The 16,785-nt window shown below is 28.3% G+C and carries 15 protein-coding genes and 1 riboswitch; of the genes, 12 read left to right on the top strand and 3 right to left on the bottom strand.

From position 1 onward, the window contains the following. Position 1 precedes the first annotated feature (1 nt). A complete protein-coding gene (locus ADFLV_RS09635; protein WP_129011331.1) occupies positions 2-1,843 on the top strand; it encodes a hypothetical protein in 1,842 nt (613 codons plus the stop codon). Between the two features lie 34 nt (positions 1,844-1,877). On the opposite strand, the gene ADFLV_RS09630 is transcribed toward ADFLV_RS09635, so the two are convergent. Both ADFLV_RS09630 and ADFLV_RS09625 read right to left on the bottom strand, forming a co-directional pair. Continuing rightward, entirely contained in the window at positions 1,878-2,342 is a 465-nt protein-coding gene (locus ADFLV_RS09630) for a DUF420 domain-containing protein (RefSeq protein WP_014474537.1), read from the bottom strand. After that, entirely contained in the window at positions 2,343-2,645 is a 303-nt protein-coding gene (locus tag ADFLV_RS09625; protein WP_014474536.1) for a DUF3817 domain-containing protein, read from the bottom strand. 83 nt (positions 2,646-2,728) lie between these two features. On the opposite strand from ADFLV_RS09625, the gene ADFLV_RS09620 reads away from it, so the two are divergent. Beyond that, positions 2,729-4,240 (top strand): B12-binding domain-containing radical SAM protein, encoded by a 1,512-nt coding sequence (locus ADFLV_RS09620; protein ID WP_129011330.1) that lies wholly within the window; start codon positions 2,729-2,731, stop codon positions 4,238-4,240. A gap of 82 nt (positions 4,241-4,322) precedes the next feature. Here ADFLV_RS09620 and ADFLV_RS09615 read toward each other — a convergent pair whose 3' ends face one another. Continuing rightward, positions 4,323-5,435, bottom strand: coding sequence for a DUF808 family protein (locus ADFLV_RS09615; RefSeq protein ID WP_129011329.1), 1,113 nt, complete (start codon positions 5,433-5,435; stop codon positions 4,323-4,325). Positions 5,436-5,612: 177 nt separating this feature from the next. After that, positions 5,613-5,711: riboswitch (guanidine-I (ykkC/yxkD leader) on the top strand. A gap of 40 nt (positions 5,712-5,751) precedes the next feature. Here ADFLV_RS09615 and ADFLV_RS09610 point away from each other — a divergent pair. From ADFLV_RS09610 to ADFLV_RS09570, 10 genes are all read left to right on the top strand, one after another. After that, on the top strand, positions 5,752-6,828 hold the full coding sequence (locus ADFLV_RS09610) for a putative urea ABC transporter substrate-binding protein (RefSeq protein WP_129011328.1): 1,077 nt from the start codon (positions 5,752-5,754) through the stop codon (positions 6,826-6,828). Between the two features lie 15 nt (positions 6,829-6,843). Further along, complete coding sequence (locus ADFLV_RS09605; protein ID WP_129011327.1) at positions 6,844-7,656, top strand: ABC transporter permease; 813 nt, start codon at positions 6,844-6,846, stop codon at positions 7,654-7,656. A 2-nt stretch (positions 7,657-7,658) separates the two neighbouring features. Then, positions 7,659-8,396 (top strand): ABC transporter ATP-binding protein, encoded by a 738-nt coding sequence (locus ADFLV_RS09600; protein ID WP_129011326.1) that lies wholly within the window; start codon positions 7,659-7,661, stop codon positions 8,394-8,396. Continuing rightward, a complete protein-coding gene (locus ADFLV_RS09595) occupies positions 8,393-9,115 on the top strand; it encodes an urea amidolyase associated protein UAAP1 (protein ID WP_172658782.1) in 723 nt (240 codons plus the stop codon). Before ADFLV_RS09600 ends, ADFLV_RS09595 begins: the two co-directional genes overlap by 4 nt. 10 nt (positions 9,116-9,125) lie before the next feature. After that, the gene (locus tag ADFLV_RS09590) at positions 9,126-9,746 is read left to right on the top strand and encodes an urea amidolyase associated protein UAAP2 (RefSeq protein WP_129011325.1); all 621 of its coding nucleotides are present in this window, start codon (positions 9,126-9,128) and stop codon (positions 9,744-9,746) included. 101 nt (positions 9,747-9,847) lie between these two features. Beyond that, complete coding sequence (uca, locus tag ADFLV_RS09585; protein ID WP_129011324.1) at positions 9,848-13,444, top strand: urea carboxylase; 3,597 nt, start codon at positions 9,848-9,850, stop codon at positions 13,442-13,444. Beyond that, the gene (atzF, locus tag ADFLV_RS09580; RefSeq protein ID WP_129011323.1) at positions 13,441-14,769 is read left to right on the top strand and encodes an allophanate hydrolase; all 1,329 of its coding nucleotides are present in this window, start codon (positions 13,441-13,443) and stop codon (positions 14,767-14,769) included. The genes uca and atzF overlap by 4 nt, the downstream gene beginning before the upstream one ends. Before the next feature lies 1 nt (position 14,770). Beyond that, positions 14,771-15,172: an allophanate hydrolase-related protein gene (locus ADFLV_RS15120; RefSeq protein WP_129011322.1), complete on the top strand. Its 402-nt coding sequence runs from the start codon at positions 14,771-14,773 to the stop codon at positions 15,170-15,172. Next, positions 15,154-15,480: a DMT family transporter gene (locus tag ADFLV_RS09575; protein ID WP_129011321.1), complete on the top strand. Its 327-nt coding sequence runs from the start codon at positions 15,154-15,156 to the stop codon at positions 15,478-15,480. Before ADFLV_RS15120 ends, ADFLV_RS09575 begins: the two co-directional genes overlap by 19 nt. Positions 15,481-15,540: 60 nt before the next feature. Then, on the top strand, positions 15,541-16,779 hold the full coding sequence (locus tag ADFLV_RS09570) for a BaiN/RdsA family NAD(P)/FAD-dependent oxidoreductase (protein WP_129011320.1): 1,239 nt from the start codon (positions 15,541-15,543) through the stop codon (positions 16,777-16,779). Positions 16,780-16,785: the final 6 nt, after the last annotated feature.

Genomic DNA, 16,785 nt, shown 5'->3' with positions numbered 1-16,785 from the left:
TATGAAAAAAATTATTTTAGGAATAATAGCTATTTTAGTAGTTATAATAGCTGTAGTTGTAGGTTTTAAAATAAAATCTGATAGTTTGATAAAAGCAAAAATTGAAGAGCTAAATAATAATGGATTTTTAGTAACTCATAAACAAACATCAAATTATTTAAAAACAAATGGAAATGGACAAATTGAAGTTATTTATCCTGAAAAAGTAGCTTTATATATTTTTAGTAAAATAAAAAATGAAGAAATAAAAAAAGCTTTAGAAAAAGAGTTTAATTCAGTTTCTTTATATGAAAAAGAGAAATTTTTTGAAGGTATTACTTTTGATTATGATTTTTTAATTAATAATTTAAGTATGGATGTAAATACAAATATCTATTTATCTAAATTATCTAAAAAAAATATGTATTTACTTGCTAATAATCCAAATAGTCAAGCTGATACTTGGTTATTAAATTTTGTAAAAGATAAAAAACTAAAAGTAACAATTGATAGAAATGCAAATTATAAATTGGCAGATATTGATACAGTTATTCCAAATTTAATGTTTTTAACTATTCGTGGTTTAGAAGGAAATAGTAAAAATATGAAATTACCTTTAGTAAAATTATCAAGTACAGATAATTCTGCAAAAGATTTTCTTCAATTAGATAATTTAAATTTGGATTATATTTTTGATGATAAAAAAGAAGTTTCAGATTTGACTATTCAAAATTTTGAGTTTCAAAGTTCTGATTTATCATTTAATATCAAAAATGTAGTAATAAAATCAAATACAGAAAAAGATGAACTTAATGTTTCAGGAAAAAGTGAAATATCATTTGATGAAATTCATGCAAAAAAATATGATGAAGAAATTGCTAATTTGAAAAAAACATCTTTAAATTTTGTAGTTGATAAATTACCAATAAAAAAATTAGATGAAATAACAAAATATTTAGAAGATGAAAATTATCAAGAGTATTTAAAATCTTTATTTCAAAGCGGAATTTCTGTATCATCAAATGGAAGTGCAACTAATTATATGATAAAAAATCAAAAGATTTTTGATACTTTAAAATATGAATTATCTTTAGGATTAAATAAAAATGGTTCTATTGAAGATGCAAAAAATATAAAAGATATTTTTGAAACTATAAAATTGGCAATAGATTTAGATAATGATACAGCACTAAATGTAAAAAATTTACTAAATCTAAAACAACCAGATTCAAAAGTAGATTTTATGGATGCTCCTAATAATTTAAAAAGATTTGAAGCAGAATTGAAAAATGATGGTGTTTATGTAAATAATAAAAAAGTATTAGATGAAAAAGAATTAGTTTTTCCTGAAAAAAAGAGTTTTAATGATACAACATTAGGACAAAATGATACAGGAAAAGGTGTATTTTATGATTATGAGTTTATTGGCAATAATCTTTTAAAAGTAAATTTTAAATATTTAACTAATTTAGAAGTAATTTCAAGTGGAGGAATATCTGTTTCTTTCCCTCAACTTACAGATGCAACAAGAATTAAAAAACATTCAACAAAAAGTTTTGACAAAATTAATTTTTACAATGCAGGAAGTGAAATCTGGAATGGTGGATTACAAAAAAATGTAATCTCATCATATTTATTAGTTGAAGGATGGGATGAAAACTGGACAGATACAGCTATCGAAAAAGAGTTCAGTTTAGTAATAGATGTAAAAGATTTAGATGTTTTAGAAATAAATTTAAGAGCAGGTGCTTTAAATGATGTTGATATTAAAGCAAAAGCTTATGAAATAGTTCCTGAGACAGGTGATTTAGATCAACAAAACTATCCAATAGAAATAGCTGATATTGAAATAGTTACACACTAAAAAGAAAAAATATTAAGGTTTAAAACCTTAATATTTAAAATACAAATAAAAATAAATAGATAAAAATTCCCATAATAGAACTTACAGTTAATGCTAAGAAAATAGCTTTACCCATTTTTTTATGTTTTTTAGGATTAAGTTTTCGATGAACATAATCTTTATATGAAGAGATAAATAAATATAGCCAACCACCAACAGCTGCAATTGCTATTAAAATATGAATTACTAAAAAGATTACCATAAAATCAAAAGAGATATTGCTATATTTTGAATATTCAATAAATCCACCAGTTATTCTAACACCTATTTCAAAAATAACAACAATAAATAAAGTGATACCTAATATTATTGCTTGTGAAAGAAAGTGTTTGTTATACTCTTTTTTAATAGCAAAATAGATACTAATAGCTAATAAAAAAGGTAATATTGCAAAATAAATTGTTGCTAAATCTAAATAAAATGGAGCAGATGTTCCCAAAAAACCTTTTGAAAAAAACATCTATTTTAACTTTTTAGGTGGAGTTTTCATGATAGTTTTTTCAATTAAAATAAAACCAAATGGAATTAATGAATAAACAAAAAGTTGAAAACTTAAGAACTTCCAATTATATTTTTTCATTGCCATAAATAAAGCAATAAAAAATAAAATAAATAAAATACCATGAGTCATTCCAGCAACTTTTACTGCAATTTCATAACCAGCAAAATATTTTAAAGGCATTGCAATAAATACTAAAATTAAGTAAGAAAGACCTTCTACAAATGAGATTACTCTAAATCTTGAAAAAGTATCGTTTAACATAATTATCCTTTTTTAAAAGGCGTAGTATAATGAACTTTAGTTTATGAAAAGTTAATATCAATAACTTTGTGTTACAATCGCGAATGAAAAATATAATACTTACTACATTAAACGCGAGATACTCTCACACATCTTTAGCTTTGAGATATTTATATGCAAATTTAAAAGAATTAAAAGAAGAAGCTAAAATATTAGAGTTTGTTATAAACTCATCAAATCAAACAATAGCAGAACAAATACTAGAACATAAACCAAAAATAGTTGGAATTGCTGTTTATATTTGGAATGCAACTGATGTTGCTGAACTTGTGCAAACTATAAAAAAAGTATCACCTGAAACAATAGTTGTTTTAGGAGGTCCCGAGGTTAGTTATACTCCTTTACGAGTAAATTTTGATATGGCTGATTATATAATCACAGGTGAGGGAGAAGTAAGTTTTTACAATTTATGTTTTGATATTTTAAATGGAAATTGTAAAGAAACAAGAGTTATAAATTCACCAAAAGTTGATTTAGAAAATATTGTTTTACCTTATGATGACTATACAGATTTTGATATCAAAAATAGACATATTTATGTGGAAATGGCAAGAGGTTGCCCTTTTGAATGTGAGTTTTGTTTATCTTCAATTGATACAAAAATGAGATATTTGTCTATTGAAGTTTTTTTAGAAGAAATTGATAAATTATGGCAAAGAGGTGCAAGAAATTTCAAGTTTATTGATAGAACTTTTAATATCAAAATCTCTTATGCAAAAGCTATTTTAAACTATTTTTTAGAGAAAGAAGAAGAGTATTTTTTACATTTTGAAGTAATTCCTGATAATTTCCCTGAAGAATTAAGAGAATTAATCAAACAGTTTAAAGCTGGAAGTTTACAACTTGAAGTTGGTATTCAAACTCTAAATTTAGATGTGGCAAAAGAGATTCATAGAAATCTAAGAATTGATAAAATCAAAGATAATCTAAAGTTCTTATCAACCCAAACTCACGCTCATATGCATATAGATTTGATTATTGGGCTTCCAAGTGAAACTATTGAGAGTTTTGGAAAAAATCTTGATTTACTTTATACCCTTTCTACTGGTGAAATTCAAGTTGGTATTTTGAAAAAATTATCAGGTACTACGCTTGATAGACATGATAAAGTTTACGGTATGGTTTATAGTGATTTACCTCCTTATGATATTTTACAAAATGATTTGATTGATTTTTCTTTGATGCAAGAGATGAAAAGATTTGCTAGATTTTGGGATATAGTTTACAATAGTGGAAATTTTCAAAAAACAACTGCTTTACTTTTTGAAGATGGAAAAGTTTTTGAAAACTTCTATGATTTGAGTAAATGGCTTTATAGAAGAAGCGAATCTACTTATAAAATCTCTCTTGATAGAATGGCTGAGTTTTTATTTGAATATATGAGTGTAAAATTTGATAAAGAAAAAATTGCAAATATAATTTTGGAAGATGTTATGAAAGTAGGGGGAAGAAAAATTCCACCATTTCTAAAGAAAATTATTCCAGAAAACTATGATTTCGCTCAAAAAGAGGTTTCAAAAGCAAATAAAAGACAAGTGTTAAGACAAGAAAATTAAAATATTTTTAGCTAAGATAATCTTATGAATTACAATAAGATTATCTTCACTTTACTAATGCTTTATATTTTAGCAGATATTATTAAGAGTTACTTTTTTTAAATCTTGAAAAGATATTTGAAATAATTGGAACTATTAAAACAACAACATAACCCACAATCGTCCCTAAAATAATCTCACTTAAAAATCCTCCAAGAGGAATAGCTTTTAAAATCTCATCAAATGAGTGTAAGATATGTGTTTCATGAGAGATAATTCCTCCTCCAACAGCAAGCATTGCAATCGTTCCTAAAATACCGATAGTTTTTATGATATAAGGCATTGATTTTACAAATCCATCACCAATAGTTTTTAACATTGCACTTTTTTTCTCTTGTAAATAAAATCCTATATCATCAAGTTTTATAATAAATGCAACAATTCCATACACAAAGATTGTTGTTAAAATTCCAACAAGAATTAAAACAGAAACTTTTGTTAAAAACTCAGTTTCTTCTATCAAACTAAGACTTATAACTATAATTTCAAAAGATAAAATAAAGTCAGTTTTAACTGCACTCTTTACTTTGATATCTTCTAGTTTTTCACTTGAAAGCTCTTTTATTGTCTCTTTAACATCATCTACTTCATGATGTTTACCAAACTTTTCTAAGATACTTTCAACTCCTTCATAAGCTAAATAAGAACCACCAAGTACCAAAATAGGAGCAATTAAAAAAGGAGCAAGATAACTTAAAATTAATACAATAGGGATAATGATAAATTTATTTTTAAAACTTCCAAGTGCAATTTTATAAACAATAGGAAGTTCCCTAAGTGCTGCTTTTCTTTTTGCTTCAAGCATTGCAATATTTCTTATATTTTCTAGTTCAGCTAAAATCTTTTTTTGTTCATTAACATCAAGTTTTTCGATGTTTTCTTTGAACTCTTCAACAGATTTTGCTTTTTCTAACTCTTTTTTCAAAATATCAGAAGTTGTTTCATTTGTAAAATTTGCAATAGCAGCTAAGTCATCAACTAAAAGACCACTAGATTTTACACTTGCAAGTTTTGTGTAAGTTGCAATATCATCAAACAGTAATCCTATATCATCAAGTGATGTTGCTAAACTTTTGGCAGTTGTTGCCATAGTTTTTCCAGCAAGAGAACTTATATCATCTGCTAAAACTGATAAATAGCCTAATATTCCAGCCAATTATAATCCTTCAAAATAATTTAATATGTAATGATATTTAATAGTTACTTAGAAAGATTTTTTATTAAAAAATTTATTTGTATATTTTTTAAACAATAAAACTATTCAATAAAGATTAATTTTTATTTATAATTACTTTATCAAACATGTTAGAGGCAATTTCGCCTCTTAAAGAACTGCAAAGATGGCTAGGGTTCCGAACTTTTTAAGTTGACTGGTCCAAGAGCTATCGACTCTTAAATTAGAGTTACACGGAGGGATAAAAGCCCGGGAGGTGAAAACCTCTTTCGTGTTTAATTTTATTTAGGAGTAATACATGAAACTTTCGATTTCAAAAATCTTTAAACTACTATCATTGGTTGTTCTATTTTTAGGATTAACATCAACTTCGCTTTTTGCTGGAACAAAAAAAGATTTCAAAGTTGCTTGGAGTATCTATGTTGGTTGGATGCCTTGGGATGTTATAGAATCTCAAAAAATCATGGATAAATGGGCTAAAAAATATGGAATTAATGTGCAAATAGTTCAAATAAATGATTATATAGAATCAATCAATCAATATAGTTCAGGTGAATTTGATGGTTGTGTGATGGCAAATACTGATGCATTAGGAATTCCTGCTGCTGGTGGAGTTGATTCAACTGCTTTAATCATTGGAGATTATTCAAACGGAAATGATGCTGTTATTTCTAAAACTGCAAAATCAATCAAAGATTTAAAAGGAACAAATATAAATCTTGTTGAATTATCAATTTCTCACTATTTATTAGCTCGAGCTTTAGAAAAAAATGGAATGAGTGAAAAAGATATAAAAGTTGTAAATACAAGTGATGCTGATATGGTTTCTGCTTATACAACTGCTGATGTTACAAGTGTTGTTACTTGGAAACCACAAGTGAGTGAAATTCAAAAAATGCCAAATGCAAATACTATTTTTGATAGTTCGAAAATTCCTGGTGAGATTATAGATTTAATGGTTGCTAACACTCAAACTTTAAAAGAAAATCCAGAATTTGGAAAAGCATTAGTTGGTGCTTGGTATGAAATGATGACTTTAATGACTTCTAACTCAAAAGAATCAATCGAAGCTAAAACAATTATGGCAAAAGCATCTGGAACGGATTTAGCTGGATTTGAAGACCAATTAAAAACTACAAATATGTATTACACACCAGCAGAAGCTGTTAAATTTAACAATAGTGATGAAATAGTAAAAACTATGGAGTTTGTTGCTAAGTTCTCATTTGACCATGGTTTATATGGAGAGGGTGCAAGTGATTATGGATTTGTAGGAATTGAGTTTCCAAATGGAAAAATTATTGGAGATAAAGGAAATATCAAACTTAGATTTGATGATACATATATGAAAATGGCACTAGAGGGAAAACTTTAATTTTTAGGAAAAAATATGAAAAGGTTAATAAATGAAATTCCATCAAAAACAACAAATATTTTTTTGGGATTATTACCTTTTCTATTAATAGTGATAGTTTATATAGGTTCTTCAAATGCTAGACTTGCTGAAAATCCAAATGATAAACTATTGCCATCAATAGAAAAATGTATTGAAAGTATGAGTAAATTGGCTTTTGAAGAGGATAAAAGAACTGGAAGTTATATCCTTTATGATGACACAGTTTCAAGTTTAAAAAGATTGGCTTTAGGTGTAGGAATAAGTGCAGTTATTGCTTTAGTTGTTGGTATTTCTATAGGAGTTATTCCTATGATTACTTCAACTTTATCACCACTTATTTGGTTTTTTTCTTTGATTCCAACAATGGCAATTTTACCGATACTTTTTATAGTATTTGGTTTAGGTGAGATTTCAAAAGTAGTTTTGATTATTTTGGGAATTACACCAATTATGATAAGAGATATTTATCAAAGAGTAAGAGAAATACCAAGTGAACAAATTATAAAAGTTCAAACTTTGGGAGCTAATACTTGGCAAATAATAACAAGAGTTGTAACTCCTCAAATATTTCCAAGATTGATTGATTCTATTAGATTGACTTTAGGAACTGCTTGGATATTTTTGATTTCAGCTGAAGCAATAGCTGCAACTGAAGGTTTAGGTTATAGAATATTTTTAGTAAGAAGATATCTAGCTATGGATGTGATTTTGCCTTATGTTGTATGGATTACACTATTAGCATTTTTAATAGATTTTGTTTTAAGACAATTTAATCAAAAACTATTTCCTTGGTTTGGAAAGGAGTGATTATGGGATTAATTAAAGCAAAAAATATTTGGAAAAATTATGGTGATAATATAATCTTAGAAAAAGTAAATTTTTCTATGAATAGTGGAGAGTTTTGTACTTTAGTTGGACCATCTGGTTGTGGTAAAAGTACATTTTTAAGAATGTTACTTGGGATTGAACAACCATCACGAGGTGAGTTGTTTTTTGAAGATAAAGAGTATCCAAAAGAGCCAAGTGATGATAGAGGGATAGTCTTTCAAAGATATTCAACACTAAATCACTTAAATGTGATTGATAATGTGATTATTGGTTTAGAGTTTAAAAAGTCACCATTTTTTGGGAAACTTTTTGGAAAAGCAAAAAAAGAGGCTGTAGAAAGCGCTGATGAGATTTTAAAAGCAGTTGGTTTATATCACTCAAGAACTAAATATCCACATGAGTTAAGTGGTGGAATGAAACAAAGATTGTCTATTGCTCAATCACTTGTAAAAGAGCCAAAACTTTTACTTTTAGATGAGCCGTTTGGTGCGCTTGACCCTGGAATTAGTAAAGATATGCATGAGTTACTTTTAGATATTCATTCAAAACTAAATTTTGGGGTTGTGATGGTAACTCATGATATTAGTGAAGCTTTTAAATTAGGAACAAGAGTTTTGGTATTTGACAAAATAAAAGTTGATGAGAATTTCCCAAATAGATATGGCTCAACAATAATAAATGATATAGATTCGAGTAAAGAAAAAGGAAAGATGAAATGATAAGAAGTAATAAAGTGGTTTTAAATGAAATTTTCCCTTCAAGTGTTAAATGGTCAAAAATTATAAAAAGAGGGCAAACAATACAACTAAAAGCAAAAGGTGAAAATGCAAGTTTAAGTGCTATGTTTTACAACGCTTCAAATGTAGCAGAGAGATTTAATAGTGCAGATACAGTAAAAATCCAATGGAATGCTTTTTTAGGAAAAGAAAAAGTTCTATTTTCTGAAATGGGAAGAGTTTTATTTGCAATTACGGAAGATTCTACTGATGGTTTATTTGATATTTTAGGTGGAATTTCAAATGAAAGAACTATCAAAGAAAATTTTGGAGGAGAAGCAACTTATCAAAGTTGTAGAAATGGTTATTATAAAAGTGATAAAGAAAACTTTTTAATTGAACTTGGAAAATATGGAATGACAAAAAAAGATTTAATTCCAGCACTAAATCTATTTAGAAAAGTAGATGTTAAAGAGGGTTCAAAACTCGTGTTAAGTGACAGAAAAGCAAAAGAGAATGATGTTATAGAATTAACAGCACACATGGATGTTTTACTTGTATTATCAAATACACCACACGCTATGGATAAAAGTGGAGTTTATGAACCAAGTGATATTGAAATAACTATTTTTGATAGTGTTGAGTTTAAAGATGAAGATTATAAAAACTATAGTGATGAAGCTAAAAGAGGCTTTATAAATACAAATAGATATTTTGTTTAAGGATTAAAAGATGTCAAAAAATATAGAAAATGCAATTTATAATGAAAAATTACCATCAGGTCTTCCATGGGCAGGTGTTATTAAAAAAGGGCAAACTTTCAGAATTGTTGATTTAGAAGGTTGTCAAGCAGTAGATACACTTTTTTACAATAACGATAATTACAATGATAGATATAGTGCAAATGATACTATTAGAGAACAAGGAAGTATTTTTATTACAACTGGTACAAAACTAATCTCTATAGATGATAATGTTTTAATGGAAATTACAGAAGACACTTGTGGAAATCACGATACTTTAGGTGGACATTGTAGCGCTGAGAGTAATAGTGTTAGATTTGGATTAGATAAAAAATATATGCACTCTTGTAGAGATAATTACTTAACAATTGTGGCACAACTTGAAATGAGTCCAAAAGATATCACAAATAATATTAACTTTTTTATGAATGTTCCTGTTGAAGAAAATGGACATTTAGCAATTGTAGATGGTATTTCAAAACCAGGTGATTATGTGGAAATGGTAGCACATATGGATACTTTAGTTTTGATATCAAATTGCCCACAATTAAACAATCCATGTAATGGATATAACCCAACTCCAATACAATTAATTATTTGGGACAAATAGTTAGTTAAAAGCCCAAAAGAGCTAATTCTTTTTATCTTATTAGACGACTTATAAGATATATTCATACGGGACGGCCCAAAATTATACTTCAAGGATATAAAGTGTTTAAAAGAGTATTAATTGCAAATAGAGCTGAGATTGCAAATAGAGTAATTAGAACTTTAAAAAAGATGGGTATTGAGTCAGTTGCGATTTATAGTGAGGCAGATAAACATGCTTCATTTGTAAGAAATGCAAATATAAGTGTACAACTTCATGGAACTACACTAGAAGAAACTTACCTAAACTATAAAAAAATTATTGAGATTTGTAAAGAGTATAATGTTGATGCTATTCATCCAGGATATGGGTTTTTAAGTGAAAATGTAAATTTTGTAAAAGAGTGTGAAAAAAACGGTATTACATTTATTGGTCCAACTTCTAAACAAATAGAAGATTTTGGATTAAAACACACTGCGCGTGATATTGCAAAAGCAAATAATGTACCATTGTTAGAGGGAAGTGAACTTCTTACGAGTTTAGAAATGGCAAAAGAGATTGCAAACACTATTTCTTATCCTGTTATGTTAAAAAGTACAGCAGGTGGTGGTGGAATAGGAATGAAACTTTGCTTTAATGAAGAAGAGTTAGTTCAAGCTTATGAAAGCGTTATAAAACTGGCTACTTCAAACTTTAGTAATGGTGGAGTTTTTTTAGAAAAATATATTGAAACAGCTCGTCATATTGAAGTTCAAATCTTTGGTGATGGAAATGGAAATGTTAAAACTTTAGGTGAGAGAGATTGTTCAATTCAAAGAAGAAACCAAAAAGTTATAGAAGAAACACCAGCTCCAAATATCAGTGATGAGTTAAGAAAAGAGTTATTTGAAGCTTCAAAAAAACTAGCACTTGCAGTAAATTATAAAAGTGCTGGAACTGTTGAGTATATCTATGATACAAAAACAAATAAGTTTTACTTTTTAGAGGTAAATACTAGATTACAAGTTGAACATGGAATTACTGAAGAGGTTTGTGGAGTTGATTTAGTTGAGTGGATGATAAAAATTGCATATGGTGATAATAAACCACTACTTGATTATATTCATAATCCAAAAGGTCATGCAATACAACTTAGAGTTTATGCTGAAGATGCAAGTAAAAATTTCCAACCAAGCACTGGACTTATCACAAAAGTAGAATTTCCAAAAGATTTAAGAATAGATACATGGATTGAAGATGGATGTGAGGTAAGTCCATTTTATGACCCACTTTTAGCAAAATTAATCTCTTATGGAAATAGTAGAGAGGAAAATTTAGCAAAATTACAAGAGGTTTTAAAAACTTCAAAAATATATGGAATTGAATCAAATCTTTCATATTTAGAAGCAATTTTAAAACAAGACTTTTTCAAAAATTCAAGCTTTTATACAAAAGTATTAGAGAAATTAGAATATAAACCATTTAAAGTTGATATTTTAAAATCAGGAACGATGACTACTATTCAAGATTATCCTGCACGACAAAACTTCTGGGCAGTTGGTATTCCACCATCTGGAGCTATGGACAATCTAACACCAAGACTTTTAAATCATCTATTAAAAAATGATGAAAAAGCTGCATTTATTGAGATGACTTTTATGGGAGCTACTTTTAAATTTAGAAGTGCTACAACTATTTCTTTTGGTGGGGCAGATATGCAAGCAACACTAAATGGAAATAGTGTAGAGATGTATAAAGCAATAAATGTAAAAGAGAATGATATTTTAGAGTTTAAAAAAGTTATTGGAAATGGAAATAGAACATATTTAGCTATCAAAGGTGGTTTTGATGTAGCTTCATATCTTGGAAGTGCTTCAACATTTACTTTAGGTGAGTTTGGAGGACACTCAGGACGTGCGCTTAAAGCAGGTGATGTGTTAAACTATTTTGAAACTAAAGATGAGGTTTATGAAGAGCTTGTAAATAAAATAAATTTAGTAAATGAGTGGGAAATCGGAGTTGTTTATGGTCCTCATGGAAGCCCTGATTTCTTTACGGGTGTTGATATAAAAGAATTTTTTGCTACTTCTTGGGAAGTTCACTTTAACTCAAGTAGAACGGGTGTTAGATTAATAGGACCAACTCCAAAATGGGCAAGAAATGATGGAGCAGATGCGGGACTTCATCCTTCAAATATCCATGACAATGCTTATGCTTTTGGAACAATAGATTTTACAGGAGATATGCCAGTAATTTTAGGACCTGATGGTCCAAGTCTTGGAGGATTTGTTTGTCCTGCTACAATTATTTCTTGCGAATTACATAAAATTGGTCAGCTTAAAACTGGTGATAAAATCAAGTTTAAGCCAGTTAGTTTAGAAAATGCAGATTTGATGAATTTAGCTTTTGAAAAAGCTATAAAAACAAATGAAGTTTTACCAAATTTGGCTGATTTTATTATTGATTTTGATGAAGAAAAAGCAACGCCAATTATAAAAACTTTTAATTATAAAGAGTTAGATTTAGATATTGTTATTAGAAGTGCTGGAAATGAGTTTGTATTAGTTGAAGCAGGGGAGTTAAAACTTGATATTGAATTAAGATTTTTTATTCACGCTTTAATGACTTATATTGAAGAGAAAAATTTAAGCTCAATCATTGATTTAACTCCAGGTATTAGAAGTTTACAAATTCATTTTAACTCTTTAGAGATAGATAGAAGTGAGATTTTAAAACTTGTAGAAGAAGCGATAAATTCACTAAAAGATATTGAAAATTTAGAAGTAGAATCACGAACAGTTTATTTACCACTTTCTTGGAATGACCCATCAATTCAATTAGCAATTGATAAATATCAACAAGGAGTACGATCAAATGCACCTTGGTGTCCTTCAAATATTGAGTTTATTAGAAGAATAAATGGACTTAGAGATGTTGATGAAGTTCAAAGAATTATCTTAGATGCTTCTTATTTAGTTATGGGATTAGGTGATGTTTATTTAGGTGCTCCTGTTGCAACTCCATTAAATCCAGCTCATAGAATGGTAACAACAAAATATAATCCAGCAAGAACTTGGACAGCTCAAAATTCTGTTGGAATTGGTGGAGCTTATATATGTGTTTATGGAATGGAGGGACCAGGAGGTTATCAACTTTTTGGAAGAACTTTACAAATGTGGAATACATATAGAAGTACAAATGAGTTTAGTAAACCTTGGTTATTAAGATTCTTTGACCAAGTTCGGTTTTATTTGGTTTCTAGTGATGAGTTACATGATATTAGAGAGAAGTTTTTATATGGAAAATATCCTTTAAAAATTGAAAATGGAACATTTAAACTAAAAGAATATAAAGAGTTTTTAGAAAACAACAAAAAAGAGCATACAAGTTTCCAATCAATGCGAAAACAAGCTTTTGAAGATGAAAGATTGATGTGGAAAGAAAAAGGACTTGATAAATTTAATGTTCAAGCTGATGTTATTGAAGTAAAAGATGAAATCATTTTAAATGAGAATGAAGAAGCCGTTGAATCTATCATGTCTGGAAATATTTGGAAAATTGAAGTTAAAGAGGGAGATAAAGTAAAAGCTGGTGAAGTTTTAGTTATCTTAGAATCAATGAAAATGGAAGTTGATATTGAAACAAATATTAGTGGAACTGTTGAAAAAATTCTTTTTAAAGAGGGTGATAATATAAATTCTGGTGATGTTTTAGTAATCATCAAAAAGGATAATTTATGAAACTTAATATTAAAGATTTAAGAGCAAAATATTTAAGTGGTGAAGTTACTGTAAAAGAAGTAATTTCATCTATTTTTGAGAAAATAGAGCAAACAAGAGATTATAATATTTGGATTTATACTTTAACTGAAGAAGAAATAAGTTTTTATTTAAAAAATTTAGAAAATAAAAATATAGAGGATTTACCACTTTATGGTATTCCTTTTGCTATAAAAGATAATATTGATTTAGTAAATATTCCTACAACGGCTGCTTGTCCTGAATTTTCTTATACTCCAAAAAAATCTGCTTTTGTGGTTGAAAAGTTAATCCAAGCTGGAGCTATTCCAATTGGAAAAACAAATCTTGACCAATTTGCAACGGGACTTGTGGGAACTAGAAGTCCTTATGGAGAGTGTAAAAACTCAATAAACAAAGAGTATATTTCAGGTGGTTCAAGCTCTGGAAGTGCTGTTGCAGTAGCTCTTGAAATGGCTAGTTTTTCACTTGGAACTGATACAGCAGGAAGTGGAAGAGTACCAGCAGCTTTTAATAATCTAATAGGATTAAAAGCTACAAAAGGAGTTCTTAGCACTTCTGGAGTTGTTCCCGCTTGTAGAAGTTTGGACTGTGTGACAGTATTTGCAAAAGAGTTGGATAGTATAAAAGAGGTATTTAAAGTAGCAAATGCTTATGATGAAGAGGATATTTATAGTAGACATTATGAAAAAGTAGAGTTTGAAGAAAAAGCAAAATTCTCTTTTGCAGTTCCAAAAAAAGAGCAATTAAAATTTTTTGGTGATGAGGAAGCAAAAAATCTATTTGATGAGGCAGTTAAAAAGTTTGAAAGTTTAGGTGGAAAGGCTTTTGAGATTGATTATGAGCCATTTAATGAAAGTGCAAACTTACTTTATAGTGGACCTTGGGTAACGGAGAGATTTATAGCTATAAAAGAGGTTATTACAAAAACTCCACAAGTAGTTGAGCCAACTGTTAGAAAAATCATAAGTAGTGGAGAAAATATAAATGCAATAAATTATTTTGAATCAGAATATATCTTGAAAAAAAATAGAAAAAAAGCTGAAAAATTGTTTGAAGAGTTTGATTTTATGTTAACACCAACAACAGGAACGATTTATAAAATAGAAGAAGTAAACAACAATCCAATAGAACTAAATACAAATCTTGGATATTACACAAATTATATGAATCTACTTGATTTAAGTGCTATTGCAGTTCCTGCTGGATTTAGGAAAAATGGCTTACCTTTTGGAGTTACAGTAGTTGCTAAAAACTTTGAAGAAGAAAAACTATTAAGTTATACTTCAAAATATTTAGGAGTTTAAGATGAATGAAAATGAGATTTTAATAGGAGTTTGTGGAGCTCATATGAGTGGTTTGCCTTTAAATTGGCAATTAACTGATTTGGAAGCCACTTTTGTAAAAAAATGCAAAACAAAAAAAGGTTATAGACTTTTTTTACTTGAAAATAAAACTCCAATTCGACCTGGAATGATTTATGATAGTGGAGTTTCAAGTCAATTAGAACTTGAAGTTTGGTCTATGAAAGTAGAAAATTTTGGAAAGTTTATGAAACAAATAGCAAGTCCACTTGGAATAGGAACGGTATTTTTAGAAGATGAAAGTAGTGTTTATGGTTTTTTATGTGAAGCAGATTATGTTAAAAATTCAAAAGAGATAACAAGTTTAGGAAGCTGGAGAAACTTCTTATGTCAGCAACAACAGTAGCTTGGATTTATCTTTTTATAGCTGGACTTCTTGAAGCTTTTTGGGCAATTGGTTTGAAATATAGCGAGGGCTTTTCAAAACCAATTCCTACTATTTTGACCTTATGTTTGGTAATTTCAAGTTTTTTTCTTCTTTCAAAAGCTATGAAAGTATTACCAGTTAGTTTTGCCTATGCAATTTGGTGTGCAATAGGAATAGTTAGTTTGGTTTTAATAGAGTATTTTTATCTAAATGGTGTTTTAAATTTTCAAAAAATTATCTCTATACTTTTTATTTTGATTGGAATTGTAGGCTTAAAAATATCATAGTATTAAGAAGATGCACTTAAAGCTTTATATATAATACGAAAAAAATATAAAGAGATTGATTTGAATGATATTTATGATTGTATAGTACTTGGTGGCGGACCTGCTGGAATCTTAGCTAGTATTAGTTGTGCTAGTGAAAATAACAAGGTACTACTTCTTGAAAAACTTCCAAAAATTGCAGCTAAACTAAAAGCAACAGGTGGAGGAAAGTGTAATCTTACAAATACTCTATCAACTGAAGAGTTTATGGCAAAGTTTGGTAAAAATGGTCGTTTTATGAGCCATGCTTTGGAAGTTTTTAATGCAACTGATTTAAGAGATTTTTTTGCCAAAATTGGAGTTGAAACAATAGCTAGGGATGGTTTTAGAGTATTTCCTGTAAATCATAGTTCAAGTATAATTTTAAGTGCTTTAGATGAAGAGTTAGAAAGAGTTGGAGTGGAAGTTGAGTGTTCAGTTGCTATTGAAACTATAAAAAAAGAAGAAGATATTTTTATCATTACTTCAAAAGATAAAATCTATAAATCAAAAAATATCATCATTGCAACTGGAGGTTTGGGTTATCCAATTTTAGGAGCAACGGGTGATGGATATATCTATGCAAAAGATTTTGGGCATAAAATCACTTCAACACATCCAGCTATGATGCCACTAATAACAAAAGAGAAAAACTTTGCTTCTTGTAAAGCTGATACAATCGCAAAAGCTATATTAAAAGTAAATATTCCAAAATACAAAAACTTAAAACTTGTTGGTGATTTGATTTTCACAAAGGAAGGTTTACGAGGTCCAGTTATTTTGGATTTTGCTAGAGAAATTACTCCTATTTTAGCAAAACATAGTGAAGTTCCACTTTTGATAAACTTTTTAAAAGGGAAAAATGAAGAAGAGATTTTTTCTCATCTAAAAAATGAAATAGCAAAAAATTCAACACATACTATCTTAGAAAATTTAGAAACTTTACTAGCAACAAGTGTAGCAACGCAAGTTTTAAATATTTGTGAAATTGATTTAAATTTGAGATTTAAACAAATAGAGGGAATTAAGCGAGAAAAATTAGTTAAAACTTTGGCTTGGACACCTTTTACAATCATAGGTCATGAGGGATTTAAAAATGCCATGATTACAAGAGGTGGAGTTGAACTAAAAGAGATAGATTCAAAAACTATGCAAAGTAAAATAATAGATGGTTTATATTTTTGTGGGGAAGTTGTAAATATAGATGGACCTTGCGGTGGATATAATCTTCAATGGTCTTTTTCAAGTGGGTTTTTAGCTGGAAAATTAAATAAAAATTAGGAAAAA

This window comes from Arcobacter defluvii, from assembly GCF_013201725.1.
In the GTDB taxonomy this organism is placed as follows: Bacteria; Campylobacterota; Campylobacteria; order Campylobacterales; family Arcobacteraceae; genus Aliarcobacter; species Aliarcobacter defluvii.
Note: the sequence above shows the minus strand (reverse complement) of the source record. Positions and strands in the feature narration are given on the sequence as shown.